This window comes from Salmonella sp. NW645 (genome assembly GCF_051703725.1).
Lineage (GTDB): Bacteria > Pseudomonadota > Gammaproteobacteria > Enterobacterales > Enterobacteriaceae > Salmonella > Salmonella enterica.
On record NZ_JAMMKR010000010.1, the window covers coordinates 82,337 to 95,225 of the forward strand.

Annotated in this window: 11 protein-coding genes; 8 read left to right on the forward strand and 3 right to left on the reverse strand. The window is 54.3% G+C overall.

What is annotated here, in order from left to right; all coding sequences use genetic code 11:
- Positions 1-156: 156 nt before the first annotated feature.
- From rhaB to rhaM, 5 genes are all read left to right on the forward strand, one after another.
- Positions 157-1,626: a rhamnulokinase gene (gene rhaB / locus NA389_RS19340; protein ID WP_000143974.1), complete on the forward strand. Its 1,470-nt coding sequence runs from the start codon at positions 157-159 to the stop codon at positions 1,624-1,626.
- Entirely contained in the window at positions 1,623-2,882 is a 1,260-nt protein-coding gene (rhaA, locus tag NA389_RS19345; protein ID WP_000211474.1) for an L-rhamnose isomerase, read from the forward strand. Before rhaB ends, rhaA begins: the two co-directional genes overlap by 4 nt.
- 142 nt (positions 2,883-3,024) lie before the next feature.
- Complete coding sequence (gene rhaD / locus NA389_RS19350; protein WP_001179685.1) at positions 3,025-3,852, forward strand: rhamnulose-1-phosphate aldolase; 828 nt, start codon at positions 3,025-3,027, stop codon at positions 3,850-3,852.
- 125 nt (positions 3,853-3,977) lie between these two features.
- Positions 3,978-5,126 (forward strand): lactaldehyde reductase, encoded by a 1,149-nt coding sequence (gene fucO, locus NA389_RS19355; protein WP_000009247.1) that lies wholly within the window; start codon positions 3,978-3,980, stop codon positions 5,124-5,126.
- Positions 5,123-5,437 carry an L-rhamnose mutarotase gene (gene rhaM / locus NA389_RS19360; protein ID WP_000619478.1) on the forward strand — a complete coding sequence of 105 codons (315 nt, stop codon included), beginning with the start codon at positions 5,123-5,125 and terminating at the stop codon, positions 5,435-5,437. Before fucO ends, rhaM begins: the two co-directional genes overlap by 4 nt.
- Before the next feature lie 88 nt (positions 5,438-5,525).
- Here rhaM and NA389_RS19365 read toward each other — a convergent pair whose 3' ends face one another.
- Positions 5,526-6,074 (reverse strand): helix-turn-helix domain-containing protein, encoded by a 549-nt coding sequence (locus tag NA389_RS19365; protein ID WP_001517951.1) that lies wholly within the window; start codon positions 6,072-6,074, stop codon positions 5,526-5,528.
- A 100-nt stretch (positions 6,075-6,174) separates the two neighbouring features.
- Here NA389_RS19365 and NA389_RS19370 point away from each other — a divergent pair, with 100 nt between their 5' ends.
- A complete protein-coding gene (locus tag NA389_RS19370) occupies positions 6,175-6,834 on the forward strand; it encodes an AzlC family ABC transporter permease (RefSeq protein WP_000683586.1) in 660 nt (219 codons plus the stop codon).
- Complete coding sequence (locus NA389_RS19375; RefSeq protein ID WP_000527675.1) at positions 6,834-7,157, forward strand: AzlD domain-containing protein; 324 nt, start codon at positions 6,834-6,836, stop codon at positions 7,155-7,157. The genes NA389_RS19370 and NA389_RS19375 overlap by 1 nt, the downstream gene beginning before the upstream one ends.
- A 354-nt stretch (positions 7,158-7,511) precedes the next feature.
- Here the strand turns inward: NA389_RS19375 and NA389_RS19380 are convergent, their stop codons facing one another.
- Both NA389_RS19380 and fdhD read right to left on the reverse strand, forming a co-directional pair.
- On the reverse strand, positions 7,512-8,612 hold the full coding sequence (locus NA389_RS19380) for a YiiG family protein (protein ID WP_000828036.1): 1,101 nt from the start codon (positions 8,610-8,612) through the stop codon (positions 7,512-7,514).
- 192 nt (positions 8,613-8,804) lie between these two features.
- On the reverse strand, positions 8,805-9,641 hold the full coding sequence (gene fdhD, locus NA389_RS19385) for a formate dehydrogenase accessory sulfurtransferase FdhD (protein ID WP_001059742.1): 837 nt from the start codon (positions 9,639-9,641) through the stop codon (positions 8,805-8,807).
- A gap of 194 nt (positions 9,642-9,835) precedes the next feature.
- On the opposite strand from fdhD, the gene fdnG reads away from it, so the two are divergent.
- Entirely contained in the window at positions 9,836-12,886 is a 3,051-nt protein-coding gene (gene fdnG, locus NA389_RS19390; RefSeq protein WP_077248424.1) for a formate dehydrogenase-N subunit alpha, read from the forward strand.
- Positions 12,887-12,889: the final 3 nt, after the last annotated feature.

Consider the following 12,889-nt stretch of genomic DNA (forward strand, 5'->3'; position numbering starts at 1 on the left):
GGACGACATCACACCGGCCTATTAGTAGAAACTGTGAACGCTATCACGTTCATCTTTGCCTTGTTGCCAGCGGCTCATTTTCCTGTCAGTAACGAGAAGGTAGGTCTTTGAGGGCTTTTTTAGACTGTGCGCAATGACTCTAAGAAGGACCTGATTATGACTTTTCGCCATTGTGTCGCGGTTGATCTCGGCGCATCCAGCGGGCGCGTGATGCTGGCGCGTTACGACAGCAAACACCGTACCCTGACGCTACGTGAAATTCACCGTTTTGTGAACTGCCTACAAAAAACAGACGGGTTTGACACCTGGGACATCGACAGTCTGGAAAAGGATATCCGTCTTGGTCTGAAGAAAGTCTGCAATGAAGGCATTCTTATCGACAGCATCGGCATCGACACCTGGGGCGTCGATTATGTCCTGCTGGATAAACAAGGTCAGCGTGTCGGCCTGCCGGTCTCCTACCGCGATAACCGTACCACGGGCATCATGTCGCAAGCGCTGGTCCAGATCGGCAAAAGCGAAATCTATCGCCGCAGCGGGATTCAGTTTCTGCCGTTTAACACCATCTATCAGCTACGCGCGCTGACGAAACAACAGCCTGAGTTAACGGCGCAGGTCGCTCATGCGCTGCTGATGCCCGATTATTTCAGCTACCGCCTGACCGGTGAAATGAACTGGGAATACACCAACGCCACGACCACCCAATTGGTCAATATCAATACCGATGACTGGGACGATACCCTGCTGGCGTGGACTGGCGCGAAAAAGGGCTGGTTCGGTCGCCCCTCGCACCCTGGCAATGTTATCGGCGACTGGATTTGCCCGCAGGGCAACCGTATTCCGGTGGTAGCCGTCGCCAGCCACGATACCGCCAGCGCCGTTATTGCCTCTCCGCTGGCAAATAAACATAGCGCTTACCTGTCTTCAGGCACCTGGTCGTTGATGGGTTTTGAAAGCAAAATGCCCTACACCACCGACAACGCGCTGGCTGCCAATATCACCAACGAAGGCGGCGCGGAAGGGCGTTATCGGGTACTGAAAAACATTATGGGTTTGTGGCTGCTCCAGCGTGTGCTGAAAGAACGGCGCATTACCGATCTGCCTGCGCTTATCGCCCAAACAGAAGCGCTGCCGGCCTGCCGTTTCCTGATTAACCCGAATGACGATCGCTTTATCAATCCTGACGATATGCGCGCTGAAATCCAGGCCGCCTGTCGCGAGACCGACCAGCCCGTTCCCGTCAGCGATGCCGAACTGGCGCGCTGCATTTTCGACAGTCTGGCGCTGTTGTATGCCGACATTCTGCACGAACTGGCAAATCTGCGCGGCGAAAAATTTACCCAACTGCATATTGTCGGCGGCGGATGCCAAAACGCGCTACTCAACCAGTTGTGCGCCGATGCATGTGGTATTCGCGTGATGGCCGGGCCGGTTGAAGCCTCCACCCTTGGCAATATTGGTATTCAGCTTATGACCCTCGACGAATTAAACAACGTCGATGACTTCCGTCAGGTCGTCAGCGCTAACTACGACCTGACAACCTATATCCCTAATCCTGATAGTGAAATTGCCCGCCACGTTGCGCAGTTTCAACCCAAACGACAGACAAAGGAGCTTTGCGCATGACCACTCAACTGGAACAAGCCTGGGAACTGGCAAAACAACGTTTCGCCGCAGTAGGTATTGATGTCGAGGAGGCGCTGCGCCAGCTCGATCGCCTGCCGGTTTCCATGCACTGCTGGCAGGGCGACGATGTTGCCGGATTCGAGAACCCGGAAGGTTCGCTGACGGGCGGAATTCAGTCAACCGGCAACTATCCGGGCAAAGCGCGTAACGCCACCGAACTGCGCGCCGATCTGGAACAGGCGCTGCGCCTGATCCCAGGCCCAAAACGGCTGAACCTGCACGCTATCTACCTTGAGTCGGATACGCCGGTTGCCCGCGACCAGATCAAACCGGAGCATTTTAAAAACTGGGTGGAGTGGGCGAAAGCGAACCGGCTGGGGCTGGATTTCAACCCCACCTGTTTTTCTCATCCACTGAGCGCTGACGGTTTTACCCTCTCTCATCCAGACGCGAAAATTCGCCAGTTCTGGATCGATCACTGCAAGGCCAGCCGCCGCGTCTCGGCATACTTTGGTGAGCAGCTCGGTACGCCGTCGGTGATGAACATCTGGATCCCGGACGGCATGAAAGACATTACCGTCGACCGTTTAGCCCCGCGCCAGCGCCTGCTGGAAGCGCTGGATGAGGTCATTAGCGAGAAATTCGACCCGGCGCACCACATCGACGCCGTCGAAAGCAAACTGTTTGGCATCGGCGCGGAAAGCTACACCGTCGGCTCCAATGAGTTCTACATGGGCTACGCCACCAGCCGTCAGACCGCGCTGTGCCTGGATGCGGGCCACTTCCATCCCACTGAAGTGATTTCCGACAAAATTTCCGCCGCCATGCTCTACGTGCCACGGCTGCTGCTGCACGTCAGCCGCCCGGTACGCTGGGATAGCGACCACGTGGTGCTCCTGGACGATGAAACCCAGGCAATTGCCAGCGAGATCGTCCGTCATAACCTGTTCGACCGTGTGCATATCGGCCTGGATTTCTTCGACGCCTCTATCAACCGTGTCGCCGCGTGGGTTATCGGTACCCGCAACATGAAAAAAGCGCTGCTGCGCGCTCTGCTGGAACCCACAGATCAACTGCGTCAGCTTGAAGCCAGCGGCGATTACACCGCGCGTCTGGCGCTGCTGGAAGAGCAGAAATCTCTGCCGTGGCAGGCCGTCTGGGAAATGTATTGCCAGCGTCACGGCACGCCGGCTGGCAGCCAGTGGCTGGACAGCGTTCGCGTCTATGAAAAAGAGATCCTGAGCAAACGTAGCTGACAGCGACACCTGATCTGTAGGCCGGATAAGACGCCCGCGTCACCATCCGGCAATAAATGAAACACGATTGCCGGATGGCACTGCGCTTATCCGGCCTACGTAAGACCCGAATAACCTTCGGGCAATGAATGGGAACACGAACATGCAAAATATTACCGATTCCTGGTTTGTCCAGGGCATGATTAAAGCCACTTCTGATGCGTGGCTGAAAGGGTGGGACGAACGTAATGGCGGTAACCTGACGCTGCGTCTGGATGAAGCAGACATCGCGCCTTTTGCGGCTAATTTCCACGAAAAACCACGCTATATCGCGCTAAGTCAACCCATGCCGCTGCTGGCGAATACGCCGTTTATCGTTACCGGTTCCGGCAAATTCTTCCGCAACGTGCAGCTCGATCCGGCAGCTAATTTAGGCGTGGTCAAAATCGACAGCGACGGCGCAGGCTACCACATTCTGTGGGGCTTAACCCACGACGCGGTCCCCACCTCTGAACTCCCGGCGCATTTCCTCTCCCACTGCGAACGCATCAAAGCCACCCACGGCAAAGACCGCGTCATTATGCATTGCCATGCGACTAACCTGATCGCCCTCACCTACGTACTGGAAAACAACACTGCGCTGATCACCCGCAAACTGTGGGAAGGCAGCACCGAATGCCTGGTGGTATTCCCGGACGGTGTCGGCATTCTGCCGTGGATGGTGCCAGGCACCGATGAAATCGGCCAGGCCACCGCGCAAGAAATGCAGAAACATTCGCTGGTACTGTGGCCGTTCCACGGCGTGTTCGGAAGCGGACCTACGCTGGATGAAACCTTCGGTTTGATAGATACCGCAGAGAAATCCGCTGAGGTATTAGTCAAAATCTATTCGATGGGCGGTATGAAGCAGACCATCACGCGCGAAGAACTGGTCGCACTCGGCAAACGTTTTGGCGTGACACCGCTGGCCAGCGCCGTAGCGCTGTACTGATACCTCCCAACTCAACGCCGGATGCAGCTTGCCTTATCCGGCCTACAGGTCGGTGCGCATTTTACCGTAGGCCCGATAAGCGTAGCGCCATCGGGCAACAGGGAATCTTTTTAAGGAGAATAGTGATGAGCTTTATGTTGGCACTGCCAAAAATTAGCCTGCATGGCGCTGGAGCGATTGCCGATATGGTGAACCTCGTGGCGAATAAGCAATGGGGCAAAGCGCTGATCGTTACCGATGGTCAACTGGTAAAGCTGGGCCTGCTGGATAGCCTGTTTAGCGCACTGGATGAACATCAAATGTCTTACCACCTGTTTGATGAGGTGTTCCCAAACCCGACAGAAGAGCTGGTGCAGAAAGGTTTTGCGGCGTATCAGAGCGCAGAATGTGACTACATTATCGCCTTCGGCGGCGGCAGCCCGATCGATACCGCTAAAGCGGTGAAAATTCTGACCGCCAACCCAGGTCCATCTACCGCCTACTCCGGCGTCGGCAAAGTGAAAAACGCCGGCGTACCGCTGGTAGCGATTAATACTACGGCAGGTACCGCGGCAGAGATGACCAGCAACGCGGTGATTATCGACTCTGCCCGTAAGGTCAAAGAGGTGATCATCGACCCGAATATCATCCCGGATATTGCCGTGGATGACGCCAGCGTCATGCTGGAAATCCCGGCGTCTGTGACCGCCGCAACCGGCATGGATGCCCTGACCCATGCGGTGGAAGCCTATGTCTCCGTTGGCGCGCATCCGCTCACCGACGCTAACGCGCTGGAAGCGATTCGCTTAATCAATTTGTGGCTACCGAAAGCGGTTGACGATGGCCATAACCTCGAAGCCCGTGAGCAAATGGCATTCGGCCAGTACCTGGCAGGTATGGCGTTCAACAGCGCCGGTTTGGGGCTGGTTCACGCGCTGGCGCACCAGCCGGGCGCAACCCACAATCTGCCGCACGGCGTCTGCAACGCTATCCTGCTGCCAATTGTCGAGAACTTTAACCGTCCGAACGCCGTCGCGCGTTTTGCCCGCATCGCACAGGCGATGGGCGTGGAGACGCGCGGTATGTCTGACGAAGCCGCAAGTCAGGAAGCGATTAACGCTATCCGTACGCTGAGCAAACGCGTCGGCATTCCAGACGGTTTCAGCACGTTGGGCGTCACAAAAGAAGATATCGAAGGCTGGCTGGATAAAGCCCTCGCCGACCCGTGCGCGCCGTGTAACCCGCGCACCGCCAGCCGCGATGAAGTTCGCGAGCTGTACCTGGAGGCGTTATGATCCGCAAAGCCTTTGTGATGCAGGTAAATGCCGACGCGCACGAGGAGTATCAGCGTCGTCATAACCCAATCTGGCCGGAGCTGGAAGCCGTATTAAAATCTCACGGCGCGCATCACTACGCGATTTATCTCGATCAGGAGCGCAATCTGCTGTTCGCCACCGTTGAGATTGAATCCGAGGAACGCTGGAACGCCGTTGCCAGCACCGACGTTTGCCAGCGTTGGTGGAAACATATGCGTGACGTTATGCCCGCGAATCCGGATAACAGCCCGGTCAGCGCAGAGCTAAAAGAGGTGTTCTATCTGCAGTAAGTCGTGTGCCCGGTGGCGCAAGCTTACCGGGCCTACGGTTTTATTTTTTGTCGGCCGGATAAGGCGGTTACGCCGCCATCCGGCAATTTCAATTCTGCTCCGCTACCAGGATAGCCTGAGTATCCGGTTCCAGCGCTTTAAAGATATGCGCCTGGTCGCCGGGATAACAAATGTAATCGCCCTCCGCCAGCTCTTCCGGCGCCTCGGTTAAGCCGACGAGGGCTTTTCCCTGCGTAACAATAATATGTTCCACCGACCCCGGCGGATGCGGGTGAGAGATCCGGTCGGCCCCCGGCTGCGTCAACAGCAGATAGATATCACGCCGCGCGCCGGGCGGACACGCCGCCAGCAATATCGCCTGATAATGCGCCTGCTCCGCCACGACTTTGGTTCCTTCTCCGCGGCGAATCACCTGCGTTTTTTGTACCTGCGGCTCCAGCAGCCTGGCAAAGGGAATGTCGAGCGCGACGCATAGCGACCATAACGTCTCCAGGCTGGGGTTGCCGTTCCCTGCTTCCAGTTGTGAAAGCGTAGATTTAGCGATGCCTGCGCGCCGCGCAATCTCCGCCAGCGACAGTCCGGTTCGCTGGCGTTCGCGTACCAGGCTTCTGGCAATGACGCTAATAGGTTGTGTCATAAAGCATCCAACGTTCACTATAACGAACGAAATGTTCGTCTTGTAAAGCAAATCTGTTCCGTTCATTATAATGAAAATTCGTTCGATATGACTAAAGAAGATGAAACACTATTTTTCCTGTCTCAAGGGAGACACGATAAAAGCGATATTTTTAGTGTGCCTGGCCGTGGGCGTCGTCGGCATGTCCTATGGCTCACTGGCGATGGCCTACGGTTTCCCACTGTGGGTGCCGTTTGTCCTCTCTATTTTTGTGCTGGCGGGCGCGTCCGAATTTATGTTTATCGGCATTGTTGCCAGCGGCGGCAATCCGTTAGCGGCGGCGGCGGCAGGACTACTGGTGAATGCGCGCCACGTGCCGTTTGGCGTAACGGTGCGCGATTTGGTTGGCACCCGCGCCGCCAGCTTTTTCGGCTGCCATATCATGAATGATGAGAGCGTGGTGTTCGGCCTGTCGCAAAAAACACCCGAACAACGTAAAGCCGCCTACTGGCTATGCGGTCTGGGCGTCGCCCTATTCTGGCCGATTGGCACACTGATTGGCGCAGGTGTCGGCAAACTGCTCCCGGCCCCAGAAACCATTGGTCTGGATGCCGTATTCCCGGCAATCTTACTGGCGCTGGTGATCCCGGCGTTTAAAAACCGCACCACATTGATTCGTGGTTGCAGCGGCGCCGCGCTGTCGCTTGCCGCCGTTCCCTTTGTGGCTGCCGGATTGCCGGTGTTGCTTTCGCTGCTTGGCCTACTGGCGAGGAAAAAATAATGGGCAATATGACGCTATTTATTATCGGTATTGCTCTTTTATCTGCGGGAACCTATTTGATGCGCCTCGGCGGCGCGAAACTTGGCAGCCGTCTGGCGCTGTCTGAGCGCTCACAGGCTCTGCTCTCGGATGCGGCAACGGTGCTGCTATTCTCCGTCGCGCTGGCGACCACCTTTTACGAAGGCGAACATTTTGCCGGAATGGCGCGCGTTCTTGGGGTTGGCTTCGCCGTATTTTTAGCCTGGCGTAAAATGCCGCTTATTGTGGTGATTATCGCCGCCGCGCTGGTGACCGCACTGCTGCGGCTGGCGGGTATTAATTAACGTCTTACAGAACAGTTGGGCGTGACACCCTATAAGTGATGAAGGCTGGGCCGCCCTATGCTGAAGAGGCCCAGAATTTTCGCATCAGGCGGGATAAATGCTTTCCATATAAATGCCGATCCTCAATTACACTACCAGTGTCTTCCAGCGTGACGTCAACATCTTGTGATAGCTTCAGATTACTGGTTTTCCTAATAACTCTCCTTAGTTAATGTTACGTCAGCTATTTTTACGGATATTGCCTGACGAAGAACACATGAACGAAAAAAGCGCCTGATCGGCGCTTTTTATTGGCGTTATAGCGTAATTTTATAGGCGCTTGCGCCAGCCTGCACACAGTTAATGTGCCGTCACTCAACGCAGGCGATTATAATCATCCACCATCTCGTTATAACTTCTCAACGACGCCGGATAAGAATCCGCAACCATCCATCCTGTTGCAGGGTCCTGCACCCGTTTCTTTTCAAAATCAGAATACTGAACATTGTCCCTGATGCGACGAATATATTTTTTAGCTTTTAGCTGATAATCCGCCGCAGAATTAACGAAAGGAAAATTCCGTCCATCAGTATCCGACTGTTTCAATTGCGCAATCATTGTTTCCAGTTCCGCGACTTTTTTCATCATCGCTTCGGCATCAAAGGTATCGGCAGAAATAACCTTGTTGATCTGCTTTGCCGAAATCATGACAGCCAGAGAATAATAGTTAAATGTTTTACCTTCCGATTCTTCTATTTTCTTCAACTGTGTCAATTGCCGTTTGTCATTTATTTCCTGAATAGCCTCATGATATTTTTCCGAGACGGGTTTAAAATCCTCAATATTCTTCAGTAATGTCTGATGCAGCGCCTTACCTTTAGCAAAGGCATCATCTTTATAGTTTTCCTGGGTATAATATTTTTCCATTTCGTTAATGGTATTACCCAGCGCGGCGGCGCTATCAATATAGCTAACGGCAACGCCATCAATAGGCTCAAGCAATGGCGTTAAGGCGGCCACCTGTTTCATCTCTTTCTGGCAATTCGTTATGTAAGACTCCGTAATACCATAAATGCCATAAACCAGGCTCTCTTTCCCTGTCGGACCTTTTTTAAAGTCTTTCACCCAATCCGCGTAACGCGCCAGACTGTGCTGAACGGGCAATTGAAGTTTATTAAAACAATCGATATAGACATCCATTTTTTCACTATAAACTTCTTCAGCGTCAACCTCCGGCTGAGCTGGCGTTTCTGGCTTCGCCGCCGGGGGCTGAGTTGCCGTTTCTGGCTTCGCTGCTGAGGGCTGCGCTGGACTTTCGTCAGATTGCGTTTCCGGCGTCTGAGAAGGCGCTGGCGTCGCAGGCTGACTGCTGGCGGCCGGCGTCGCCTCGGTTTTAACATTATTGTCATCACATCCTGTTGCGCCCAGGGTCATTAGCGCAATGATTATCGCTGAGGATAATAAATTCCTTTTCATTTAATTGCCTTTTGTATATTTACATTGGGGTTCTCTTATTTTAACGAAAATATGGCCTCGCCACTATACGTCATTCCGTTATTAAGAGAGGCTGTAAAATCCAGAAAATATATATTTCATACACCATCATTCTACATAAAATATATATTAAATTAATAATATATATTTTACGCAAATGTAGAGGGTACTATTTTAGTCTGCGATTAACCGCTGCGGATGGGTATAAATCGTCGCCCGACCCGGCTTACAGAACCCCACCAGCGTAAGATTACACCGTTCAGCGACGTCAACCGCGAGCGTGGTGGCAGCAGAAACCGCAAACAAAATTTCCACACCGCACATCGCCGACTTCTGCACCATTTCGTAACTCGCGCGACTGGAAACCAGCGCCGCGCCTTGCCGCCATTCCTCACCCTCCGTGGCGCGGCGGCCGAGCAGTTTATCCAGCGCAACGTGGCGTCCGACATCTTCATGGCCCCCCGCCAGTTCACCCGACGGCAAGACCCACGCCGCAGCGTGCGTACAACCCGTCAGCTTACCCGTCGGTTGAAAATCATTCAGATGTTTTAACGCGCGATCAAGGTTACCGAGATTAAACGTTTGGCTAAACGGCAGGGGTTGCACCGGCTTACCGATGTCATTGAGCTGTTCCACGCCACACACGCCGCAACCGGTGCGTCCGGCCAGCGCGCGACGACGCGCTTTCAGCCCCATAAATCGACGGCTGGAAAGATCAATCTGCACTTCAAGTCCGTTACAGGACGGTACAACGTCCATGCCATAGATTTCACGCGGGCTGTCAATGATCCCTTCCGACAGAGAAAACCCCATTGCAAAATGCGTCAGATCTTTTGGAGAGGCCATCATAACGACATGCGAAATACCGTTATACACCAGTGCCACAGGCACTTCCTCGGCAACATCATCAAGTTGGGGGGACTGCAAATCCTCGCGTTTCCAGAGAGTCAACTGGCGTGAGGTTGTGAAATCAGTCACATTTAGGACTTCTTCAGACAGTATATTGTTCACTTTCTTTTAACCATATAAGAACACACACACCAACATTATGGTATTCTGTTACAACTCCTCCCGGATGGAGGAAAATTTATCCAATTCTGAACCTTTGCGGGCCCGTCCGCAAAGAAAAATAACAACCACTCCCTGAGCGTTTCGGATAGAGAAATGTGAAAGAGAAGTGACAATGTCGAAACAAGGAGCAAACCATGCAGGTCAGCAGAAGGCAGTTCTTTAAGATCTGCGCTGGCGGTATGGCAGGCACCACGGCGGCGGCACTGGGCTTCGCGCCCGGCGTAGCGCTAGCGGAAACACGGCAATATAAACTGCTGCGCACCCGCGAAACCCGTAACACCTGCACCTACTGTTCCGTTGGCTGCGGGCTGTTGATGTACAGCCTCGGCGACGGTGCGAAAAACGCCAAAGCATCTATTTTCCATATCGAAGGGGACCCGGATCATCCGGTAAGCCGTGGCGCGCTGTGCCCGAAAGGGGCCGGTCTGGTGGACTTTATCCACTCTGAAAGCCGCCTGAAATTCCCGCAATACCGCGCGCCGGGTTCAGATAAGTGGCAACAGATCAGTTGGGAAGAAGCGTTTGACCGCATCGCTAAACTGATGAAGGAAGATCGCGACGCCAACTATCAGGCGCAGAACGCCGAAGGCGTTACCGTTAACCGCTGGCTCACCACCGGGATGCTGTGCGCTTCCGCATCCAGTAACGAGACGGGTTATTTAACGCAAAAATTCTCCCGCGCGCTGGGTATGCTCGCGGTCGACAACCAGGCGCGTGTCTGACACGGACCAACGGTAGCAAGTCTTGCTCCAACATTTGGTCGCGGTGCGATGACCAACCACTGGGTCGACATCAAGAACGCCAACCTCGTCGTGGTGATGGGCGGTAACGCCGCAGAAGCTCACCCGGTCGGGTTCCGCTGGGCGATGGAAGCCAAAATTCACAACGGCGCGAAGCTGATTGTGATCGATCCGCGCTTCACGCGTACCGCGTCGGTGGCCGATTTCTATGCGCCAATACGCTCTGGTACTGACATTGCCTTCTTGTCAGGCGTGATGCTGTATCTGCTGACCAACGAAAAATACAACCGTGAATACACCGAGGCCTATACCAATGCCAGCCTGATCGTGCGTGAAGATTTTGGCTTCGATGATGGTCTGTTCACCGGCTACGACGCAGACAAGCGGCAGTACGATAAAACCAGTTGGCACTATGAGCTGGACGAAAACGGTTTTGCCAAACGCGATACGACACTGCAACACCCGCGCTGTGTCTGGAATCTGTTGAAACAGCATGTCTCACGCTATACGCCGGACGTGGTAGAAAATATCTGCGGTACGCCGAAAGCGGACTTCCTGAAAGTGTGCGAGTACATTGCAGAAACCAGCGCAAAAGATAAAACCGCGTCGTTCCTGTACGCGCTGGGCTGGACGCAGCATTCCATCGGCGCGCAGAACATCCGTACTATGGCGATGATCCAGCTTCTGCTCGGTAACATGGGGATGGCGGGCGGCGGCGTTAACGCCCTGCGCGGTCACTCCAATATTCAGGGACTGACCGACTTAGGACTGCTGTCGCAAAGTCTGCCGGGCTACCTGACGCTGCCGAGCGAAAAACAGACCGACCTGCAAACCTATCTGGCTGCCAATACGCCGAAGCCATTGTTGAAGGATCAGGTCAACTACTGGGGCAACTATCCGAAATTCTTCGTCTCGATGATGAAGGCCTTCTTTGGTGATAAAGCGACAGCGGAAAATAGCTGGGGCTTTGACTGGCTACCGAAGTGGGACAAAGGGTACGATGTACTGCAGTACTTCGAGATGATGAAACAGGGCAAGGTCAACGGCTATATCTGCCAGGGCTTTAACCCGGTGGCCTCATTCCCTAACAAAAACAAAGTGGTCGCGTCGCTTTCCAAACTGAAGTACCTGGTGACTATCGATCCGCTCAACACCGAAACGTCCACCTTCTGGCAAAACCACGGTGAGTCGAACGACGTTGATCCCGCAAAAATCCAGACCGAAGTGTTCCGTCTGCCTTCCACCTGTTTTGCCGAGGAAAATGGTTCCATCGTTAACTCCGGTCGTTGGTTACAGTGGCACTGGAAGGGCGCAGACGCCCCGGGAATTGCCATGACCGACGGCGAAATCCTCGCCGGTATCTTCTTACGCCTGCGTAAGATGTACTCTGAACAGGGCGGCGCCAACCCGGAACAGGTGCTGAATATGACCTGGAACTACACCAAACCATACGAACCCGCCTCTGAAGAAGTGGCGATGGAAAGTAATGGTAAAGCGCTGGCCGATCTTATCGACCCGGCAACCGGCGCGGTGGTGGTGAAAAAAGGTCAACAGCTCAGTTCGTTCGCGCAACTGCGCGATGACGGTACGACGTCCAGCGGCTGCTGGATTTTCGCCGGTAGCTGGACGCCGGAAGGCAACATGATGGCGCGTCGTGATAACGCCGACCCGTCTGGTCTCGGCAACACGCTGGGCTGGGCATGGGCATGGCCGCTTAACCGCCGTATTCTGTATAACCGCGCTTCCGCCGATCCGCAGGGTAACCCCTGGGACCCGAAACGTCAGCTACTGAAATGGGAAGGCGGAAAATGGGCCGGATGGGATATTCCGGACTACAGCGCCGCCGCGCCCGGCAGCGACGTCGGACCGTTTATCATGCAGCCGGAAGGGATGGGTCGCCTGTTTGCCATCGATAAGATGGCGGAAGGGCCGTTCCCGGAACACTACGAACCGTTTGAAACGCCGCTGGGCACTAACCCGCTGCACCCGAACGTTATCTCTAACCCTGCCGCCCGTATCTTTAAAGACGATGCCGACGCGCTGGGTAAAGCGGATAAGTTCCCGTATGTCGGAACCACTTACCGTCTGACCGAGCACTTCCACTACTGGACCAAGCACGCGTTGCTTAACGCTATCGCCCAGCCGGAACAGTTTGTGGAAATTGGCGAGAAGCTGGCGAATAAGCTCGGCATCGCGCATGGCGATACCGTGAAGGTCTCCTCGAACCGCGGCTATATCAAAGCCAAAGCGGTGGTGACCAAGCGTATTCGCACGCTGAAAGCGGACGGCAAGGATATCGATACCATCGGTATTCCTATTCACTGGGGCTACGAAGGCGTGGCGAAAAAAGGTTTTATAGCCAATACGTTAACGCCTTTCGTCGGCGATGCGAACACGCAAACGCCGGAGTTTAAATCCTTCCTTGTGAACGTGGAAAAGGTGTAACGG